Here is a 19,380-nt window from a genome sequence, read left to right on the forward strand (position 1 = left end):
GTTTTGATGAATAAAGAAGAGCTTCGTAAAAAATACAAACAAAAAAGAGAAGAGTTATCGTTAGAGACAATTGAAGAGTTAAGTCTTCAAATTGCGAATCAATCACTAAAACTTCCTATCTGGGAATCTTCTAATTATCATTTATTTTTATCTATTTCAGAAAAAAAAGAAATCAATACCGAATATCTTTTACATATCCTTCAAGGTAGAGATAAAAGTGTCATAGTACCAAAATCAGATTTTAGTTCAGGTGAATTAAAGCATATTTTATTACAAGATAGTACAAGATTACAACCCTCCTCTTATGGCATCCCTGAGCCTATTTCTGGAATAGAAATTCAGGTATCGATAATAGATGTTGTATTTGTTCCCTTGTTAGTTTTTGATATAGAAGGAAATAGAGTGGGATATGGAAAAGGATTTTACGACCGCTTTTTAGCTCAATGTAGCGCCAATACAATTTTTATAGGGCTTTCCTTTTTTGAAGCTGAACCATTAATGGAGAATTCTTCTTTAGATATTCCTTTACATTATTGTATTACTCCTTTTAAAACCTATTCTTTTATTAAAACATAGTATCTTTATATAATTACAATTTAATTTATGGAAATTATTAACCATCCTAACGATACTCCTCCTGATAATAATTTAGTGTGGGCCATTTTATGCACCGTATTATGCTGCCTACCTTTAGGTATTGTAGCTATAATTAAATCTACCAAAGTAAAAGAACTTTGGGTTTTAGGTGATAAAGAGGGAGCGTTAAAAGCAGCCGCTGACGCAAAAAAATATGCTATTTGGGGAGCTATTTTAGGTTTTGTTCTATCTATAGGAATTATAATATTTAGTATTGCTCTTGGTTTATTTGCAGGAAATTTATAAAAAAATAGTTAAACTCACTCTCATCGCAGTAGTTTTGGGAGGGCTTTTTAGCTTATATCATTTCTATAACCCTTCTACACATTCATATTTTATTCCCTGTCCTTTTAATTTTTTAACAGGATACCATTGTCCAGGATGTGGTTCGCAAAGAGCGATTCATCAATTATTACATTTTAATATATTAGCGGCTTTTAGACTCAATCCATTAATGGTTTTAAGTTTACCATTAATTATTTATGGGCTTGGAGTTAATGCTTGGAATTTTATTTTCGATACGCAACATCGTATTAAGCTTTTTTACAACAAGCTATTTATTTACGGGTATTTTGGACTTGCAATACTCTATTGGATTGCTAGAAATATTCCTATGTATCCTTTTAATTTATTAGCTCCTACTGAATAGTTTGTACTGTCATTCAGAGGGAAGAATGAACGAAGCATCTTTTTATATAATTATTAGAGATTCCTCATTAGCATTCGGAATGACAAAAAGTATTTAAAAAAAATTGTTATACTGAAACATTTTCTTGTCATCCTGAACTTGCCTGCACTGAGCTTGTCGAAGTGATTCAGGATCCATTCAACATTTGCATAAGTATCAAAATGGATTCCCAGTCAAGCCTGCCTGCCGGCAGGCTGAGAATGACAAGGGCTTAAAAAATAATCTATTCTTCCTCTTTTTTAGGAAATGCTTTTTTATTAAACGCTAAAAGTAATCCAACACCAGAACTAATGGCAGTATCTGCTACATTAAAAACGGGTTCAAAAAAGGTAAAATAATCACCGCCTTTAAATGGGACCCATTCTGGTAAATAACCTTTCCATAAAGGAAAATATAACATGTCAACTACTTTTCCATGAAATAAAGTTGCATAGCCACCTGCATCTGGAAACATGGTTGCTACTTGTCTGTAACTATCATCGAAGATTAGTCCGTAGAAAATGGAATCTATTAAATTTCCCATAGCTCCAGAAAAAATTAACGCAATTGATACAATTAATATTCTAGACGCATTTTTTCGCACAGAATCCCATAACCAATATCCAATACCTACAATGGCAACTAATCTAAAAAGGGTAAGGAATAATTTCCCATATTTACCTGGAATTTTAGCTCCCCAAGCCATTCCTTCATTTTCAACAAAATAAATACTAAACCAATCAAATACTTTAAAATCTTCTCCTAAAGCAAAATTTGTTTTTATATAAATCTTAGAAACCTGATCGATTATTAAAATTAAGATGATAATTAAAGTTGCTTTTTTAAGAGACATAAATAGGTGTAATAATTAAAAATTTAATTTTTTAAGTGGCACTAAAATAATAATATTAATTGGTTTGAAAGAGCATTTAATAAGCTCATAACATTTAAAATAAAAAAATCCTCATTTTAAAAAAATGAGGATTTAATAATTTCACAAAAAATAATTATTGCATATTTTTTGCTTCAATACTTAAAGTTGCATGAGGCACTAATTTTAATCGCTCTTTGTTGATTAATTTTTTAGTCACTCTACAAATTCCGTAAGTTTTGTTTTCAATTCTAATGATAGCATTTTTAAGATCACGAATAAATTTTTCTTGACGAATTGCTAATTGTGAAGAAGTTTCTTTACTCATTACTTCACTTCCTTCATCAAAAGCTTTAAATGTAGGCGAAGTATCATCGGTTCCATTATTACTGTCGTTTCTAAAAGAACTTTCTATTAATGCTAATTGTGCCTGAGCTTTTGTGATTTTTGAAATTACGAGTGTTCTAAATTCTTCTAACTCGGCGTCTGTATATCTTAATTTTATTTCTTGTGCCATTTTAATGTTTTTTAATACTCATTTTTGTTACAATATCGTCAAAAGCAATTTCAATTCCAAGAGGAAGCTCTTTATTAAATTGTAGTGTTTCAGTTAAGGTTTCACGTTTAATATATTCTATATTATCATTCACTGCAGACATTAAACCAGGGTCCTCTTGAATGGTAACTTCTATTCTATCCATTACTTCAAAACCAGAATCTTTTCTTAAATTCTGAATACGATTTACTAATTCTCTAGCAATCCCTTCATTTTTTAATTCTGGAGAGATGGTAACATCTAAAGCAACAGTTAGATTACCACTATTAGCAACTAACCATCCTTCAATGTCTTGCGAACTTATCAATACGTCATCGAGACACAATGTAAAACTTTTTTTATTAATTAAAACACTTATCTCGCCCTCTTTTTCTAAAGTAGAAATTTCTTCTTGCCCAAAGTTATTTATGATTTGTGCTACGGCTTTCATTTCTTTTCCAAAACGAGGCCCTAATTTTTTAAAATCAGGTTTTATTTGTTTTACCAAAATACCTGAACCTTCATCTATTAATTCGATCTCTTTTACATTTACTTCAGACTTAATTAAATCTGAAACAGCTAAAATTTCTTCTCGCTCTGCCTCATTTAATACAGGAATCATTATTCTTTGAAGCGGCTGACGCACTTTAATCTTCTCTCGTTGACGTAACGACAATACTAAAGAAGATATTGTTTGAGCTTTCTGCATTTTACGCTCTAAGATGCTATCCACATAAGACGCATCATAGGTCGGAAAGTTACTTAGGTGCACTGACACTTCTTCAGAATTTTGTGTCGCGCTAGATAAATCTTTAAATAATCGTTCCATAAAAAATGGCGCAACGGGCGCACTCAGTTTTGCCACCGTATGTAAACAAGTATATAAGGTTTGGTATGCAGAGATTTTATCTTCTCCATAACTACCTTTCCAAAAACGTCTTCTGCTTAAACGAACAAACCAGTTACTTAAGTTTTCCTGAACAAATTCTGATATAGCTCTAGTAGCTTTTGTAGCATCAAAATCATTATAATAATTATCTGCTTTTTGTATTAAGGTATGTAATTCAGAAAGAATCCAACGATCAATTTCTGGTCTTTTTTCTAAAGGTATCTCTTCTTCAGCATAAGAAAAATTATCCAAATTTGCATATAAACTGAAGAAACTATAGGTGTTGTAAAGCGTTCCGAAGAATTTATTACGAACCTCAGAAATTCCATCTTCATCAAATTTAAGGTTGTCCCAAGGATTAGCATTACTAATCATATACCAACGAGTAGCGTCTGGACCAAACTTATCTAGTGTTTCAAAAGGATCTGTAGCATTTCCTAGGCGCTTGGACATTTTTTGTCCGTTTTTATCTAATACCAATCCATTTGACACCACATTTTTATAAGCGACATCATCAAAAATCATGGTTGCAATAGCATGAAGCGTATAGAACCAGCCACGTGTTTGATCCACACCTTCTGCTATAAAATCGGCTTTACGCCACGTATTTTCGACCATTTCTTTGTTCTCAAACGGGTAATGCCATTGTGCATATGGCATCGATCCGCTATCGAACCAAACATCGATTAGGTCGGCTTCACGTTTCATTGGTCTTCCACTTTCTGAAACTAATACAATTTCATCAACTATATTTTTATGAAGATCAACTTTGTTATAATTTTCTTCTGAAAAATCACCTACTTTAAAATCTTCAAATATTTCTGAAGCCATACAACCCGCTTCTACCGATTTCTTCATTTCGGTTTTTAATTCTTCTACCGAACCAATAATTATTTCTTCTTTCCCATCTTCGGTTCTCCAAAGTGGTAATGGAATTCCCCAATACCTTGAACGTGAAAGATTCCAGTCGTTTGCATTGGCTAACCAATTCCCAAAACGTCCTTCTCCAGTTGCTTTAGGCTTCCAATTAATGCTAAGGTTAAGCTCGTGCATGCGATCTTTAAAATCGGTTACTTTAATAAACCAAGAATCTAAAGGATAGTATAAAATTGGTTTGTCGGTTCTCCAACAATTAGGATAACTGTGGGTGTATTTTTCAACTTTAAAGGCTTTATTTTCAGTTTTAAGCTGAATGGCAAGTTCTACATCAACCGATCGGTCTGGTGCTTCTCCATCTGCATAGTATTCATTCTTCACATACTTTCCAGCATATTCCTTCATTTCGGGACGAAACTTTCCCTGTAAGTTTACCAAAGGAACTAATTTGTCGTTTTCGTCCATCACTAACATTGGAGGCACTTCTGGGGAGGCTAACTTAGCGACCAAAGCATCATCTGCTCCAAAAGTTGGTGCAGTATGAACGATTCCGGTACCGTCTTCTGTCGTTACAAAATCACCTGCGATCACTCTAAAAGCATCTTCAGCATTATCATTTGGTAAAGCATATTTTAGTAACTGCTCATAACGAGTTTCAAGTAGGTCAGTTCCTTTACATTCTTTCAGAATATAAAAAGGAATTTGTTTGTCCCCTTGTGAATAGTTTTCTAATTCAGCTTCGTTTTCAACTTCAGTAAATTTTCCAGTAAATTGTTTTCCAACTAAGTTTTTAGCTAAAATAACTTGGATGGGTTCGAATGTGTATTGGTTAAATGTTTTTACTAAGGTATAATCAATCTTTTTTCCAACGGTTAACGCTGTATTACTTGGCAAGGTCCATGGAGTGGTTGTCCAAGCTAAAAAGTGAATGTCGCCCATTCCTTGAAGAAACTTTGGTAAGCTTTCTGAAACCGCTTTAAATTGTGCAACAACAGTAGTGTCGGTTACATCTTGATAGGTTCCTGGCTGATTTAATTCGTGAGAACTTAAGCCTGTACCTGCTTTTGGAGAATAGGGTTGTATGGTATATCCTTTATATAAAAGATCTTTATTATAGATCTGTTTAAGAATCCACCAAACAGTTTCCATGTATTTAGATTGATAGGTTACATAGGGATTTTCCATATCTACCCAATATCCGATACGTCTAGTTAGATCATTCCAGATATCAGTATAACGCATTACTGCTTTTTTACAAGCTTGGTTATATTCTTCTACAGAAATTTTTACTCCAATATCTTCTTTAGTAATTCCTAATTCCTTTTCAACACCTAACTCGATTGGTAATCCATGGGTATCCCAACCTGCTTTACGCTTTACTTGAAAGCCTTTCATGGTTTTGTAGCGAGGAAAAATATCTTTAATTGTACGTGCTAATACATGGTGTACTCCTGGCAAACCATTTGCTGAAGGAGGGCCTTCAAAGAAAATAAAAGGAGGCTTTCCTTCTCTACTTGTAATGGATTTCTCAAAAATTGAATCTTCATCCCAAAACTTAAGAACCTCTTCCGCAAGGTTAGGAAGGTGTAAGCCTTTATATTCTTTAAAATTTTTACTCATAATTAGGTATCTTTCAATAAGAATGCGAAATTAATAAATTGTTGACAGTAGACAATACTTAAAGGCAACATTTACAACAATTACACAATCCTTTATTTCATTAATATTTTAATATAATTCATAAAAAAACCCTGTAGAATTAACTACAGGGTTGATATAGTTAATTTTGTTGTTTATATTCTAATCATTCTAATTTCAGAAGTAGAAACAATATCATTTCCGTTTTCTACGTAAATTTCTTCAGAAGTAATTCTAAGTTCATTTTCGTTAAATAATGATACAGAATATAACTCACCATCTAATATCATAGTATTTGTTGAATTATTCACTGAGTAATTAATCGTTTCGTTTTCAACAACAATTATTTCAGAACCTTGATCAATTAATTGTCCCGCAACCGTTTCTGTGTAGCTATTTCGATACTCTCCATCTAGGATGGTTGTACCACTATCAGTAAATACAATATTTAATTGAAATGTATCTCCAATCGATGTATACTCTGTTATAATATCTAGCCCGTTTACATCTGTAGTTTCAATTTCCGTGTTAGTTAACATGGTTACTTCATAAGTTCCAGTTAAATTTGCATTTGTTAATTCATAACTTGGGTTATCATCATCGCTTTTACATGCGGCAAGTGAAACAATCATCATTACTACAAAAATCTTTTTTACTAATTTCATTTGATTAAATTTAATGTTTTTCTAAGGCTCTAAACCTGTTATAATTAAAGCGCAAATATACCCTGTTTTTTAAATAATTGCTATGTTTTATTCTTTTTATACCTTTATGAAATGAATACATTTCATTTAAAAACTATTCCTCTATTATTCTTATTGATTCCAATATCTATTTTTAGTCAAGATTATGTTGATATATTGAAGGTAGGATATGGTACTACGTTTAATTCAACTTTTGAAGATTCACCACACAGTACCGATGTTAATAATTTTGAAATTGGACTGACGTATCCTGTCGTTTTAAATGAAAAAAACGCACTTATTACAGGGGCAGATTTTAATTTAACTAGTTTACAATTAGCTCCTGTTTCTGAATATACTAATCTTTATAGTACTACTTTTAAAATAGGCTTGTCAAGCACATTTAATGAAAAATGGAGTGGTACTTTTGTATTATTACCTAAAATAGCTTCCGATTATCATTCTATTTCTAGTGATGATTTTTATTTTGGTGGATTTGCTTCTTTGAAATATAAAAAAAATAAACATCTTACGTATCGGTTTGGATTTTATTCCTCATCAGAAGCTTTTGGTGTTTTTGCAACACCTATTTTTGGAGTCTATTATAAAAGTTCGAATCAGCGTTTAGTCATTGATGCTTCTTTACCTATTACTGCCAATATTAATTATAATTTAGGCGCTGCTACCATTGGTTTTGATTACCTTGGAATCGGGCGTAGTTATTTAATACACCAAGAAAACACATTGCCTGTTTATGTAGAACAAAGTCCATTAGAGTTTTCCAGTTATTTTCAGCTTAACACCTTTAATAAAAATGTTTTAGTAAGAGCAAAATTAGGGTATACAACAAACGAACATGAAGTGTATGCCGAAAATGACAAATTAGATTTTAGGCTTTCAGCCTTTAGTTTTGGAAATGATCGCAGGCAATTAAATTCAAGTTTAAATGGGAGTTTATTCATTAAATTTGAAGCTATTTATCGATTTCATATTAAGAAAAAAGAATCCAATAATTAATTTATGATGAAAGAAAAAAATTGTCCTGAATGCGGCACAAAGATTATTGGAAGAGCCGATAAAAAGTATTGTAGTGATGCCTGTAGAAATACCCGTAATAATTCAATCAATAAGGATAGTAAAAATTTGGTGCGAACAGTCAATAATCGATTGCGAAAAAACTATCGAATTTTAGAAACATTAAATAGTAAAGACAAAACCAAAACGACCAAAGAAAGGTTATTGAGAATGGGTTTTAGTTTCGAATATTTTACAAGTATTTATACCACAAAAGCAGGAGCGGTGTATTTCTATTTATACGATCAAGGATATTTGCCTTTAGACAATGATTACTATTTATTGGTGAAAAGAGAAGTTTAGTCTTCCTTTTTATTTTCTACGGAAGAATCCTTTTCTAATCCATCTCCTTTTATAGGTGACATTTTATATATTAAATAGGCATAGCCTAGCGTAAAATGTAGAATAATGATTATGGATACTACATAAAACCAAAAGCCTAATCTTATTTATTTGTATTTTAAAAGCTATATAAGCTTTTAAAAAAACAAAGTCCTATCTATTATTTAGATTGGACTTTGTTTATGCTTCACTTCTTGGATTAAAATCATAGTTCTATTAATTGAGGTTTTTCTATCTTTGAAATAAAAGCGCATGTTCAAAGGGCATGTTTTCTCAAAGTCAATTATTACCAAACGACCTCTTATGAAAAACAAAATAGCATATACCCTACTCTTATTGGCTTTTGGATGGATATTCATTAGTGCTACCATTGATTTGGATAACCTCTTCAATTATGCCAACCAGAGTTTTCCAGATTATATTACCAAAGACAATACCGATGGCAACCCTATTGATGATAAAACAGCGACCTTAGGTCGTGTTCTTTTCTACGACAAAAACCTTTCCAGCGATGCTACCATAGCATGTGCAAGTTGCCATTTCCAAGCGCGTGCTTTTGGTGATCCAAACGTTCTGAGTTCTGGGGTTAATGGCCTTACGAGCCGACATTCCCCACGACTTGTAAATCCAAGATTTTCACGCGAGGCGCATTTTTTTTGGGACGAACGTGCAGAAACACTGGAAGATCAGACGACCATGCCTATACAAGACCACATAGAGATGGGGTACAGCGGCACCAATGGTGATCCCAGTTTAGACGATCTTATAAATCATTTAGAAGGTATTGAATATTACAGCACTCTTTTTGAATTTGCATTTGGCGATACAGAAATCACAGAAAACCGCATGCAATTAGCCTTAGCTCAATTTATAAGAAGTATACAGTCCTTCGATTCTCGATTCGATGAAGGTTTGATGCAGGTAAACAACACCATCGAGCCTTTTCCAAATTTTACACTGCAAGAGAATAGAGGGAAAGAATTATTCATAAACAGTATAGGTTGTGTAAATTGTCATATTCCTCCCGAATTTTCCATTACCATACACTCTCTAAATAATGGTGTTATCAACGTAGCTGGAATGCCAGGTGAAATAGATTTAACAAATACCCGCCCACCATCCCTTAGAGATCTTGTGAACCCAGATGGCAGCTTAAATAGTCCCCTAATGCACAATGGAAGTTTTACTAACCTTTTGGATGTGGTTAATCATTACAACGATATCCCTAACAATCCTGATAATACCAATTTAGACACCCGATTATTAGATAAAAACGGAGAGCCACAACAGCTAAATCTAACCGAAGAACAAAAACAAGACCTTATTGCATTTTTGGGAACACTTACAGGTTCGGATATCTATACGAACGAAAAATGGTCGGATCCTTTCAACTCGGACGGCTCTATAAAAATAATAGGGGGCTCTTTGGGTATTTCTGAAGAAAGCCTGAAACCTTTTATCTCCATTAGCCCAAACCCAGTAATTCATAATGCAACAATTGAAACTAACCTTGGTGATTTCAAAATAATGGTTTACAACAGTACAGGAAAATTATTATTCCAAAAGGAGGCTAATACACAAACAACATTAGACTTTAGTACCATAGCTACCGGTTTGTATTTTGTGAAAATAACTACAGAAAACGGCTTACAAATTACCAAACGCATGGTGAAGAAGTAAAAAAGATGTTGTGAAGAACCTGACCATTTAGATTAACGCCCAAACGGTTACAAATAAAAAAACCCACTCAAATTGAGTGGGTTTTTATTTCTGCTCCTCTTCAAAGACTCGAACTTTGGACCCTCTGATTAACAGTCAGATGCTCTAACCAACTGAGCTAAAGAGGAATTTCATATAGAAAATTAAAAGGATTGCCCTTTTAGCGGTTGCAAATATAATTTATTTTTTAAATGCAACAAACCTTTATTTAGATTTTTTACGATTTAAATAACCATCGGTAAATATCGTTTCCGTTTGCAAATAGAACTAATGCTATTAATAAAAAGAATCCCGCCATTTGCGCGTACTCCATTGCTTTCTCATTTGGTTTTCTTCCAGAGATCATTTCATACATTAGGAACATTACATGCCCACCATCAAGTGCAGGAATAGGAAGTATATTCATAAAGGCTAAAATAATAGATATTAAAGCTGTTGTTTCCCAGAAACTAAGCCAGTCCCATTGTCCTGGAAATAAGTTAGCAATAGCGCCAAAACCCCCAACTTGGGTGGCACCTTCTTTTGTGAAAACATATTTAAATTGCTTGGCATAATCGGTTAGTTTTTCAATACCAAAATTAGTTCCACTAGCAATGCTTTCCCCTAAACCATAAGAAAGTTTTGTGCTTTTCCCTATTAATTCTTTGGCAAAATTAGAAACTCCTATTGTTCCTTCTTCAGTAGGGGTAACTTTTAAAGTGTCTAGTCTACCATCTCTAGAAATTACTATTTCACTTTCAATAGTTGCACTATTCCCTACTTCAGTAGTAAATTCATGCCAGTAGTCTATAGGTTTATTATTAATCGATACCACTTTGTCGCCTTTTAATAAACCAGCTTTTGCAGCAGGGAAATCTGGTACAATAGTGTCAATCATAGGAAGCCTTATGGGCTGAAAAGGTCGCATTACTCCTTTTTTAAACATAGTCATTCCTATATCTTCAGGAACTGCAATAGTTTCAGTTTGTCCATTGTTGTGTTCTACTTCTATAGATTCTACATTTCGTAAAAATAAAAATTTGTTAATGTCCATGACATTTTCAAAATCTTCGCCATTGACTTTTAATATTCTATCACCATCATTAAATCCAAACTCTTTGAATGATTTTTCAACAGAAAAACCATTTACTAAATCATTATTGGTGACAATATTTCTTCCGTAGAAATAAAGAATAGAACTATAAATCACAAATCCTACAATAATATTTACTGTAACTCCACCTAACATAATAATTAATCGCTGCCATGTAGGTTTACTTCTAAACTCCCAAGGTTCTGGTGGACCTGCCATTTGTTCTTTGTCCATGCTTTCATCGATCATTCCAGCAATTTTCACATAACCTCCTAGTGGCAACCAACCAATACCATACACAGTCTCTCCAACTTTCTTTTTGAAAAGCGCAAATTTAACATCAAAAAAGAGGAAGAATTTTTCTACACGTGTCTTAAATATTTTAGCTGGGATAAAATGCCCCAATTCGTGAAGTACAATTAACAAAGACAAGCTAAGTAATAGTTGAATCGCTTTAACAGCAAATGGACTCATAGTTTATAAAATTAACGCACAAAAGTACTCTTTTATAGGTTGCTAAAAAAATTTTAAGAATTCCTTAATACTATTCCTATTATTTAATTAAAATTACTTGGCTCAATGCCTGCGAATTATTAATTTGTCTCTAACTTTGTTTTCTCTTTTATTACTTAATTTTATGCTTCAGTTTTTTTCTAAATACAAATTTTTAGGTGTTGTCATGTTGGTATTAGCCATCATTATTATCTCGATTATTTATCAAATATTAGATCCTAAAAAAGTGCTTCCTGTTTTTCAGCCTAATAAAGTAAATGCAGAGTTAGTTGATAGTACCATACAACATGTGAAAAAATACCATACGATCTCAGACTTTTCATTAACCAATCAGAATGGGGAAAATATTACACAAAAAAACTATGAGAATAAAATATATGTAGCCGATTTCTTTTTTACAACCTGCCAAACCATTTGTCCAGTAATGACAGGAAATATGGCTTTAATTCAGAAGAAAATTAAAAATGACACTACTATTATGTTACTTTCACATTCAGTAACTCCAGAGATTGATACCGTTGCTCAACTTAAAAGATACGCTATTGAAAAAGGAGTGGATGGTGCTAAATGGAACTTAGTAACAGGTGATAAAAAACAAATTTATGATTTAGCACGGAAATCATATTTAGCAGCAAAAGATGTCCCTTATAATCCTTATGACCTGATACATACCGAAAATTTTATTTTAATAGATATTAAAAAAAGAATCAGAGGGTTTTACGATGGCACTAAAAATGAGGACATTGAACAATTATTAATAGATATTGAGATACTTAAAAAGAATCATTAATTTTTTTATAAGTTCTTTTTTAAATTGTCAATTAGATAACTTACTTTTGTTGTTTAAAATCAATCTAAATAACAAAGCATGGCAACAATTGCTTCATTAGCATTAGGGCAAAGTGGTATTATCAAGGAATTTCCTATAGATTCTGTTCCTTTAAAGCTTTTGGAAATGGGTTGTTTGCCAGGAAATGAAGTTTCTTTAATTCAGACTGCTCCTTTTAATGACCCTTTATATTTAAATATTAATGGATGTCATTTAGCGATCCGAAAAGAAACTGCTTCTATGATTGAAATTGAACTTATCCATGGCTAAACAAATAAATGTTGCGCTCATTGGAAATCCAAATACTGGGAAAACCTCTGTTTTCAATAAACTTACTGGACTTAATCAAAAGGTAGGAAACTATCCAGGAATTACCGTTGAAAAAAAGCAAGGAACTTGTAAATTAAAGAGAAACCTAAAAGCCCATATTTTAGATTTACCAGGCACTTATAGTTTAAACGCTTCTTCGCTTGATGAAAATGTTGTTATAGAGTTATTGCTGAATAAAAACGATAAAGATTTTCCAGACGTTGCTGTAGTAGTTTCAGAAGTTGAAAATTTAAAAAGAAATCTGCTGCTTTTTACACAAATAAAGGATTTAGGCATCCCTACAATTCTTGTTGTGAATATGGCAGACCGAATGAAACGTAAAGCCATTACGCTAGATGTAAAATCATTAGAAAAAAAATTACACACCAAAATTGTACTGGTTAGTTCTAGAAAAAATTTAGGATTTGATAAGTTAAAAGAATTAATATCAGATTATAAAAATCTTTCGATTTCACCTTGTGTTAATGCTTCGGTTATTGCTCCTGAATATTTTGAAAGACTCCGAAAAGCATTTCCAAACCAAGATGTATATAAGCTTTGGTTGGTAATTACACAAGATGTAAACTTCGGAAAATTAAATAGAAATGAAATAAAAGGGGTTTCTTTATTTAAAACCGAATCTGAAAGTAACTTAAAACGACTTCAGCAAAAAGAAACCATTAAGCGATATCAATTTATAAACAATGTTCTTAAAGAAACTTTAATAATTGACACGGAAAATGCAAAGGATCTTCGTACTCGTTTTGATAGAGTTTTAACTCATAAAGTATGGGGATATGTAATTTTCTTTCTCATATTATGTGTTATTTTTCAAGCTATATTCGATTGGAGTACCTATCCAATGGATTTTATCGATAGCTCTTTTGCTTCCATAAGTGAATGGTTAAGGTTGAATTTACCTGTGGGAGATTTTTCAAGTTTAATTACAGAAGGAATCATTCCTGGATTGGGAGGAATTGTCATTTTTATTCCTCAAATAGCATTTCTATTTCTGTTTATTTCCATCCTTGAAGAGAGTGGATATATGAGTAGAGTGGTTTTTTTAATGGACCGTGTTATGCGACGATTCGGGCTGAGCGGAAAAAGTGTAGTACCGCTAATTTCTGGTACTGCTTGTGCTATTCCAGCCATCATGGCAACACGAAATATTGAAAATTGGAAAGAAAGACTGATCACCATACTAGTAACTCCATTTACTACCTGTTCGGCTAGATTACCTGTTTATTTAATCATTATTGCGCTTGTTATTCCTGAAGGAAGAGTGCTTGGTATTTTTAGTTTACAAGGCCTAACGCTCTTAGTTTTATATTTACTTGGGTTTGGAGCCGCAATTTTTTCTGCATATATTTTAGATAAATTTCTTCAAATTAGCAGTAAATCTTTCTTTGTAGTTGAAATGCCAAACTATAAAATCCCTATGTTTAAAAACGTAGTAACAAATGTGCTTGAAAAAACACGGGCATTTGTAATGGGAGCTGGTAAAATTATTTTAGCTATTTCTGTTATTCTATGGGTTTTAGCATCGTATGGCCCTGGAGATTTTAATAATGCATCTTCTATTATAACTAATCAAACTGAAAACTTAAACCTTAGCGAAGGAGAGTTAGAAACAAAAATTGCTGCTTTTAAATTAGAACATTCGTATATTGGTATTGTTGGTAAAGCCATAGAGCCTGCTGTAAAACCATTAGGTTACGATTGGAAAATTGGAATTGCCTTAATAAGTTCATTTGCAGCTAGAGAAGTTTTTGTAGGTACTTTAGCAACTATTTACAGTGTGGGAAGTAACGATGAAGACACCATTAAAAATAGAATGGCTGAAGAAATTAATACGAGCACAGGAGCTCCTCTATTCAATTTAGCGAGTGGAGTTTCTTTATTGTTATTCTATGCGTTTGCAATGCAATGTATGAGTACACTTGCTATTGTAAAAAGAGAAACAAATTCATGGAAATGGCCTTTATGGCAATTGATTTCTATGACAGTATTAGCTTATATTACTGCATTAATCGCTTTTCAACTATTAAAATAAAATTATGTTACAAACCATATTAGTCCTCATTACTTTTTGCTTCGCTACAGGTTTTATTCTGAAAAAATTTGTCTGGAATCCTATTTTTGAAAATAAAAATAATCCAACAAAGTCATTGGATGGTGAAGGCATTAAATGCGGTAAAAAAGATTGTGGCTGTCATTAATCCATTCCTTTTTCTACCTCTATTAATAACCGATAAGAGTTTATTTCTGTGTTCTCTTCTGAAGTAGGATAAGGAGATAATGTAAGTCCTTTTACGATTGAATCTTCCGCTGTAAATAATGAGTTGTCAATTATTTCTCCAGACCTAGTTTGACCAAAAAGTAATTCCTTCTGTATTAATTTATTTGATTCGTCTTTTATTTCAACTAAAATACGTGCTCTCCCAGCCCAAATACAATTTACATATTCTGGACATCGCGAATCTTCTAAAACTTCCACAAACTTTATAGAATGACCCTTTAGCTGTATCGTTTTACCATTGGCAACTTTAATCGCTATTGTAGGTGTTTCAAGAGATCCGTTTTGTGCAACTAAGTTGAGGGTTAAAAATAGAGTGAATACTATAAGTAAGGGTTTCATTTAAACTGTTTTTCAAGTTTAAAGATAGAAGAAAAAAAGCTTATCCTCTAAACAGAAAGAAATCATCTTTCATATGTTCAATTTTATCATCCTTATTGGTGATAATATACTCCAAAGCCAATGTGGTAAATTCTTCCCCTTTTTCAGTCAAGGATACAATGTCATCGTTAATTAGAATCATATTGTTTTTTTGAGCAAGTTCTAATACCGTTTTAGATTGAACTTTTTGCCAATTAATATGTTCATTTAAATGTTTTACATGGCGTTCGTTTTCTTCAGTATGGTTATTTAAATGAAGAAGAAATGCCAATAATGAAACTTCGATTCGTTGTTGTCTTTGACGGTATATTACTGAAAAATAACCTTTATTAGGAGCGAAAAGATACGTTCCTAAGAAAATAATCCCTAATACTGTTGTCATAGATCCTGAAATTGAAGCATCTAATAAATGTGCCAACCAATATCCTGAAATTGCCGCTATCACACCAAAAAATATCGAAAGCCAAAGCATCTTTTTTAAGTCTGAAGTCAATAAATATGCAGTAGCAGCTGGAGCAATCATAAATGCAACCACTAATATTGCGCCCACTGCATCAAATGCACCTACTACGGTTACTGATGAAATAGACATTAAACCATAATGTAAAATAACGGGAGAAAACCCTAATGATGATGACAAACCAATATCAAACGTACTTACTTTTAGTTCTTTGTAAAACATAATAAGTAACACTATAATAGCCATTAAAATAACGCCCATTACCCATAAAGATTTAGGGCCAACGTCTGCGCCAAACATGACTAATCTATCAAAAGGAGCAAAAGCAAGCTCCCCCAATAATACTGCATCTACATCTAAATGAACATCATTTGCATTTTTGGCAATTAGTATGACCCCTATACTAAACAATACAGGAAATACTAAACCAATTGCGGTATCCTCTTTAACTAAGCCTGTCTTTTGTATCGCTTCAACTAATATGACTGTAATAACGCCTGTTAATGCAGCTAATAAAATTAATAATGGAGAGTTTAAATCATGAGTAATAAAAAATCCTATGACGATCCCAGGTAAAATAGAATGACTTATAGCATCACTAATTAATGCCATTTTTCTCAGCACAAGAAATACCCCAGGGATAGCACATGCAATTGCAACAACCACGGCAATTAATTGTATTTCTATTTGAGGACTAGTCATTTTCTAATAATTGATTATATAAATTTTCTGCCTCAACAAACCCTTTATTTGTAAGAGACCATTGCTGATTTGAAATCTCAATCCATCCGTTATGTTCTAATTTCTGAAGAGTTTTTCGTGTAAACCCATGAAAATTATTTAATATCCGAATGGCATGTGGATGTGATATATTTTCATGTGTTTTAGCAATACCATACATAAATTGAAGGGTCTTTTTTAATTCAAGATCTCTTCTATTTTTTAAGAACCTTATGTGTCTAAACAATAAACCTCGGCTCGGTGAAAACACAAATGAAAAGGCAACAAAAACGGCTGCAACAAGCACGATTACTGGACCTGTTGAAAGATTGTTTTGACTTGCGCTTATTGCAGTTCCGAATACTCCTGAAAAAGCTCCAAAAATTGCCGCTAAGAAAATCATTATACTTAATTTATTAGTCCATTGTCTTGCGGCGGCGGCTGGCGCTAAGAGCATTGCGCTCATTAAAATAACGCCTACAGTTTGCAATCCTAATACAATTGCTAGTACAATAAAGAAAGTGATTAATATATCAATAAATTTAGTGTTGAAGCCTAATGTTTTAGTATAGTCAGCATCAAATAATAGCAGTTTAAATTCTTTCCAAAAAAGCAACAAAACAAAAAGACAAATACTGGTTACAGTGATCATTAAAATGACATCACTCTTAACCAAAGTAGCTGCTTGTCCAAAAAGATATTTATCCAATCCTGCTTGATTTGCATTGGGTTGTTTTTGAATGAACGTTAGCAATAACATACCAAATCCAAAAAATAATGACAACACTAATCCTAAAGCTGTATCACTTTTTAAATGTGTTTTATGAGTCATTCCACGTATCCAAAATGTACCAATTAAACCACTTATTAAAGCTCCTAAAAGTAATATGTTTGTGTCTTTTGTACCCGTTATTAAAAAAGCAATGGCGATACCTGGAAGGGCTGCGTGCGATATCGCATCTCCCAAAAGACTTTGTTTTCTTAATACCGCAAAACTACCTAACATTCCGCATATAGCACCAAGTACAGCAGTCCCTAGAGTAATTGTTCCTAGGGTATAATCTGTAAAAAGTAATTCGAAATATTCGCTTATTGTCATTTGTTTATAGCGACCTTATAATTGATTCCATATGTTTTCGTAAGGTAATCATCATTAAAAATATCTTTAACAGGACCGGTTGCAATCTTCTTTACATTTAAAAATGTAACCCAATCAAAATATTCTGGAACTGTTTGTAAATCATGGTGAACCACCACAACGGTTTTCCCTTCTTTTCTTAAACTTTTAAGAATATTTATAATTGCTATTTCAGTAGTTGCATCTACTCCTTGAAAAGGTTCATCCATAAAATAAATAGCTGCGTCTTGCACCAATGCTCGAGCTAAAAATATCCGTTGTTGTTGCCCTCCACTTAACTGACTTATTTGTCGGTTTTTAAAAGACAACATACCCACTTTTTCTAAGGCTTCTAAAGCTGCTTTTTTTTCAGCTTGTTTAGGTCGTTTTATCCAGCCTAATTTTCCATAAGTACCCATTAAAACAACATCAAAAGCTGTGGTTGGAAAATCCCAATCTACACTTCCTTTTTGTGGCACATATGCAACAAGTTTACGTTGCTCTTTATATGGTTTTCCAAAGATAGAAACACTCCCAGCAATAGGATCTATGATCCCTAAAATTGCCTTAATCAATGTAGATTTACCAGCGCCATTAGGCCCTACAATCGCCATTAAAACACCTTCAGGAATTGCTAAGTCTATATCCCACAACACAGGTTTGTAGTTATATGCTACTGTTAAATCATCTACGTTAACTGCAATTTTTAAATTTTTCATGTGTCTATAGTATTATATAAAACGGTCATACTTCGACAAGCTCAGTACAGGCATGCTGTTCGCTATTAGTCATCTCTTTTGATTATAAGCATTTAACATGCTCGTTTCATAATTCAGGTTTTATTGCAAGGCATTTACAATGGTTGTTACATTGTACCTAAACATCCCAATATAACTACCTTCTACTGTTCCTTTACTTCCTAAAGCATCACTATATAATGAACCTCCAATGCTAACTTCATGTCCTTTTGAAATCACTGCTGCTTGTAGCGCTTCAATCGTTCTTTGTGGAACTGAACTTTCAATAAATATTGACTTCACTTTGTTTTCAATAATAAAAGCAGAAAGTTTTTGCACATCTTGAACTCCCGCTTCAGTTGCAGTAGATAACCCTTGTAAACCAACCACATTGAATCCGTACTCTTCTCCAAAATAATTAAAAGCATCATGAGCAGTTACTAAAATTCTTTTCTCAACAGGAAGTTTTTCAATTATTGAGCTTATTTCATTTTCTAATGCGACTAACTTATTGATATAAATTTTTTCATTTTCAATAAATTGTACAGCGTTTTTTGGATCTTTTTCAGATAATATTTCCCTTACCTTTTTTCCAAATTCTTTAAAAAATTGAATATTAAACCATACATGAGGGTCGTAATTTGAAGCAAAGTATTCAGAACCAATTAACTGATTCGGGTCTAAAACATCTCCTAATGGAATCGTCGACTTGTCTTTTAAGTTCATTTTTTCAAAGACATCAACTAACTTTCCTTCCAAATGCAAGCCATTATAAAATATAATATCCGCATTATAAAGTTTTGAAACATCTCCTTCACTTGCTTTATATAAGTGTGGATCTACTCCAGCTCCCATTAAACCTCTAACCTCAATTAAATCACCACCAATATTTTGAACTAAATCAGTAATCATTGAGGTCGTTGTAACAACATTTAATTTGCCAGATTCATGTTTTGAATTTTTACAACTAATAATGATGCTTATTGCTACTATAAATAGTGTTTTTTTCATATTCT

At 32.6% G+C, this 19,380-nt stretch carries 20 protein-coding genes and 1 tRNA gene; 10 read left to right on the forward strand and 11 right to left on the reverse strand.

The features are described 5' to 3' along the window. Nucleotides 1-6 precede the first annotated feature (6 nt). Genes ABXT64_RS04820 through ABXT64_RS04830 form a run of 3 tightly spaced genes read left to right on the forward strand, consistent with a single transcriptional unit; the run spans nucleotide 7 to nucleotide 1,285 of the window. A complete protein-coding gene (locus ABXT64_RS04820; RefSeq protein WP_443634921.1) occupies nucleotides 7-576 on the forward strand; it encodes a 5-formyltetrahydrofolate cyclo-ligase in 570 nt (189 codons plus the stop codon). Between the two features lie 27 nt (nucleotides 577-603). Then, complete coding sequence (locus tag ABXT64_RS04825; RefSeq protein WP_443634370.1) at nucleotides 604-882, forward strand: CD225/dispanin family protein; 279 nt, start codon at nucleotides 604-606, stop codon at nucleotides 880-882. Next, nucleotides 866-1,285 (forward strand): DUF2752 domain-containing protein, encoded by a 420-nt coding sequence (locus ABXT64_RS04830; RefSeq protein WP_443634372.1) that lies wholly within the window; start codon nucleotides 866-868, stop codon nucleotides 1,283-1,285. The genes ABXT64_RS04825 and ABXT64_RS04830 overlap by 17 nt, the downstream gene beginning before the upstream one ends. A 262-nt stretch (nucleotides 1,286-1,547) precedes the next feature. Here ABXT64_RS04830 and ABXT64_RS04835 read toward each other — a convergent pair whose 3' ends face one another. The 4 genes from ABXT64_RS04835 to ABXT64_RS04850 all read right to left on the reverse strand — a co-directional run bounded on the left by ABXT64_RS04835 (nucleotide 1,548) and on the right by ABXT64_RS04850 (nucleotide 6,777). Then, the gene (locus ABXT64_RS04835) at nucleotides 1,548-2,156 is read right to left on the reverse strand and encodes a lipoprotein signal peptidase (RefSeq protein ID WP_443634373.1); all 609 of its coding nucleotides are present in this window, start codon (nucleotides 2,154-2,156) and stop codon (nucleotides 1,548-1,550) included. A gap of 154 nt (nucleotides 2,157-2,310) precedes the next feature. Further along, nucleotides 2,311-2,691: a TraR/DksA family transcriptional regulator gene (locus ABXT64_RS04840; protein WP_443634375.1), complete on the reverse strand. Its 381-nt coding sequence runs from the start codon at nucleotides 2,689-2,691 to the stop codon at nucleotides 2,311-2,313. Nucleotide 2,692: 1 nt separating this feature from the next. Further along, on the reverse strand, nucleotides 2,693-6,094 hold the full coding sequence (ileS, locus tag ABXT64_RS04845) for an isoleucine--tRNA ligase (protein WP_443634377.1): 3,402 nt from the start codon (nucleotides 6,092-6,094) through the stop codon (nucleotides 2,693-2,695). A gap of 173 nt (nucleotides 6,095-6,267) precedes the next feature. Beyond that, nucleotides 6,268-6,777, reverse strand: a complete 510-nt coding sequence (locus tag ABXT64_RS04850) for a hypothetical protein (protein ID WP_443634379.1) — start codon at nucleotides 6,775-6,777, stop codon at nucleotides 6,268-6,270. A gap of 111 nt (nucleotides 6,778-6,888) precedes the next feature. On the opposite strand from ABXT64_RS04850, the gene ABXT64_RS04855 reads away from it, so the two are divergent. The 3 genes from ABXT64_RS04855 (at nucleotide 6,889) to ABXT64_RS04865 (ending at nucleotide 9,891) form a co-directional block, all read left to right on the forward strand. Next, nucleotides 6,889-7,812, forward strand: a complete 924-nt coding sequence (locus ABXT64_RS04855) for a DUF6268 family outer membrane beta-barrel protein (RefSeq protein WP_443634381.1) — start codon at nucleotides 6,889-6,891, stop codon at nucleotides 7,810-7,812. A gap of 3 nt (nucleotides 7,813-7,815) precedes the next feature. Continuing rightward, nucleotides 7,816-8,172 carry a hypothetical protein gene (locus ABXT64_RS04860; RefSeq protein ID WP_443634382.1) on the forward strand — a complete coding sequence of 119 codons (357 nt, stop codon included), beginning with the start codon at nucleotides 7,816-7,818 and terminating at the stop codon, nucleotides 8,170-8,172. 342 nt (nucleotides 8,173-8,514) lie between these two features. Continuing rightward, nucleotides 8,515-9,891, forward strand: a complete 1,377-nt coding sequence (locus ABXT64_RS04865; protein WP_443634383.1) for a cytochrome c peroxidase — start codon at nucleotides 8,515-8,517, stop codon at nucleotides 9,889-9,891. A 93-nt stretch (nucleotides 9,892-9,984) separates the two neighbouring features. Here the strand turns inward: ABXT64_RS04865 and ABXT64_RS04870 are convergent. Beyond that, a tRNA-Asn gene (locus ABXT64_RS04870) sits at nucleotides 9,985-10,058 on the reverse strand. A gap of 89 nt (nucleotides 10,059-10,147) precedes the next feature. After that, entirely contained in the window at nucleotides 10,148-11,476 is a 1,329-nt protein-coding gene (rseP, locus tag ABXT64_RS04875) for an RIP metalloprotease RseP (RefSeq protein WP_443634385.1), read from the reverse strand. A gap of 163 nt (nucleotides 11,477-11,639) precedes the next feature. On the opposite strand from rseP, the gene ABXT64_RS04880 reads away from it, so the two are divergent. The 4 genes from ABXT64_RS04880 to ABXT64_RS04895 all read left to right on the forward strand — a co-directional run bounded on the left by ABXT64_RS04880 (nucleotide 11,640) and on the right by ABXT64_RS04895 (nucleotide 14,872). Beyond that, nucleotides 11,640-12,305 carry an SCO family protein gene (locus ABXT64_RS04880; RefSeq protein ID WP_443634386.1) on the forward strand — a complete coding sequence of 222 codons (666 nt, stop codon included), beginning with the start codon at nucleotides 11,640-11,642 and terminating at the stop codon, nucleotides 12,303-12,305. Nucleotides 12,306-12,383: 78 nt separating this feature from the next. Beyond that, the gene (locus ABXT64_RS04885; RefSeq protein ID WP_443634388.1) at nucleotides 12,384-12,614 is read left to right on the forward strand and encodes a FeoA family protein; all 231 of its coding nucleotides are present in this window, start codon (nucleotides 12,384-12,386) and stop codon (nucleotides 12,612-12,614) included. Further along, complete coding sequence (gene feoB / locus ABXT64_RS04890; RefSeq protein ID WP_443634390.1) at nucleotides 12,607-14,706, forward strand: ferrous iron transport protein B; 2,100 nt, start codon at nucleotides 12,607-12,609, stop codon at nucleotides 14,704-14,706. Before ABXT64_RS04885 ends, feoB begins: the two co-directional genes overlap by 8 nt. A 4-nt stretch (nucleotides 14,707-14,710) precedes the next feature. Next, nucleotides 14,711-14,872 carry a FeoB-associated Cys-rich membrane protein gene (locus tag ABXT64_RS04895; protein ID WP_443634391.1) on the forward strand — a complete coding sequence of 54 codons (162 nt, stop codon included), beginning with the start codon at nucleotides 14,711-14,713 and terminating at the stop codon, nucleotides 14,870-14,872. Here the strand turns inward: ABXT64_RS04895 and ABXT64_RS04900 are convergent. From ABXT64_RS04900 to ABXT64_RS04920, 5 genes are all read right to left on the reverse strand, one after another. Then, nucleotides 14,869-15,291 carry a hypothetical protein gene (locus ABXT64_RS04900; RefSeq protein WP_443634392.1) on the reverse strand — a complete coding sequence of 141 codons (423 nt, stop codon included), beginning with the start codon at nucleotides 15,289-15,291 and terminating at the stop codon, nucleotides 14,869-14,871. The genes ABXT64_RS04895 and ABXT64_RS04900 overlap by 4 nt on opposite strands. A 40-nt stretch (nucleotides 15,292-15,331) precedes the next feature. Next, nucleotides 15,332-16,492, reverse strand: a complete 1,161-nt coding sequence (locus ABXT64_RS04905; RefSeq protein ID WP_443634394.1) for a metal ABC transporter permease — start codon at nucleotides 16,490-16,492, stop codon at nucleotides 15,332-15,334. Then, nucleotides 16,485-17,609 (reverse strand): metal ABC transporter permease, encoded by a 1,125-nt coding sequence (locus ABXT64_RS04910; protein ID WP_443634396.1) that lies wholly within the window; start codon nucleotides 17,607-17,609, stop codon nucleotides 16,485-16,487. Before ABXT64_RS04910 ends, ABXT64_RS04905 begins: the two co-directional genes overlap by 8 nt. Beyond that, complete coding sequence (locus ABXT64_RS04915; protein WP_443634397.1) at nucleotides 17,606-18,346, reverse strand: metal ABC transporter ATP-binding protein; 741 nt, start codon at nucleotides 18,344-18,346, stop codon at nucleotides 17,606-17,608. The genes ABXT64_RS04910 and ABXT64_RS04915 overlap by 4 nt, the downstream gene beginning before the upstream one ends. A 120-nt stretch (nucleotides 18,347-18,466) precedes the next feature. Then, nucleotides 18,467-19,375: a metal ABC transporter solute-binding protein, Zn/Mn family gene (locus ABXT64_RS04920; RefSeq protein ID WP_443634399.1), complete on the reverse strand. Its 909-nt coding sequence runs from the start codon at nucleotides 19,373-19,375 to the stop codon at nucleotides 18,467-18,469. Nucleotides 19,376-19,380: the final 5 nt, after the last annotated feature.

Origin of the sequence: Candidatus Marifrigoribacter sp. Uisw_064, from assembly GCF_047730175.1 — a bacterium.
GTDB lineage: Bacteria > Bacteroidota > Bacteroidia > Flavobacteriales > Flavobacteriaceae > Marifrigoribacter.

Coding starts and splice junctions, on each gene's coding strand:
- ABXT64_RS04910 (WP_443634396.1), bottom strand. CDS start 17,609: ATGACAATAAGCGAATATTTCGAATTACTTTTTACAGATTATACCCTA.
- ABXT64_RS04895 (WP_443634391.1), top strand. CDS start 14,711: ATGTTACAAACCATATTAGTCCTCATTACTTTTTGCTTCGCTACAGGT.
- ABXT64_RS04885 (WP_443634388.1), top strand. CDS start 12,384: ATGGCAACAATTGCTTCATTAGCATTAGGGCAAAGTGGTATTATCAAG.
- ABXT64_RS04855 (WP_443634381.1), top strand. CDS start 6,889: ATGAATACATTTCATTTAAAAACTATTCCTCTATTATTCTTATTGATT.
- feoB (WP_443634390.1), top strand. CDS start 12,607: ATGGCTAAACAAATAAATGTTGCGCTCATTGGAAATCCAAATACTGGG.
- ABXT64_RS04920 (WP_443634399.1), bottom strand. CDS start 19,375: ATGAAAAAAACACTATTTATAGTAGCAATAAGCATCATTATTAGTTGT.
- ABXT64_RS04865 (WP_443634383.1), top strand. CDS start 8,515: ATGAAAAACAAAATAGCATATACCCTACTCTTATTGGCTTTTGGATGG.
- ABXT64_RS04835 (WP_443634373.1), bottom strand. CDS start 2,156: ATGTCTCTTAAAAAAGCAACTTTAATTATCATCTTAATTTTAATAATC.
- ABXT64_RS04840 (WP_443634375.1), bottom strand. CDS start 2,691: ATGGCACAAGAAATAAAATTAAGATATACAGACGCCGAGTTAGAAGAA.
- ABXT64_RS04820 (WP_443634921.1), top strand. CDS start 7: ATGAATAAAGAAGAGCTTCGTAAAAAATACAAACAAAAAAGAGAAGAG.
- rseP (WP_443634385.1), bottom strand. CDS start 11,476: ATGAGTCCATTTGCTGTTAAAGCGATTCAACTATTACTTAGCTTGTCT.
- ABXT64_RS04900 (WP_443634392.1), bottom strand. CDS start 15,291: ATGAAACCCTTACTTATAGTATTCACTCTATTTTTAACCCTCAACTTA.
- ABXT64_RS04905 (WP_443634394.1), bottom strand. CDS start 16,492: ATGACTAGTCCTCAAATAGAAATACAATTAATTGCCGTGGTTGTTGCA.
- ABXT64_RS04825 (WP_443634370.1), top strand. CDS start 604: ATGGAAATTATTAACCATCCTAACGATACTCCTCCTGATAATAATTTA.
- ABXT64_RS04860 (WP_443634382.1), top strand. CDS start 7,816: ATGATGAAAGAAAAAAATTGTCCTGAATGCGGCACAAAGATTATTGGA.
- ABXT64_RS04850 (WP_443634379.1), bottom strand. CDS start 6,777: ATGAAATTAGTAAAAAAGATTTTTGTAGTAATGATGATTGTTTCACTT.
- ABXT64_RS04915 (WP_443634397.1), bottom strand. CDS start 18,346: ATGAAAAATTTAAAAATTGCAGTTAACGTAGATGATTTAACAGTAGCA.
- ABXT64_RS04880 (WP_443634386.1), top strand. CDS start 11,640: ATGCTTCAGTTTTTTTCTAAATACAAATTTTTAGGTGTTGTCATGTTG.
- ileS (WP_443634377.1), bottom strand. CDS start 6,094: ATGAGTAAAAATTTTAAAGAATATAAAGGCTTACACCTTCCTAACCTT.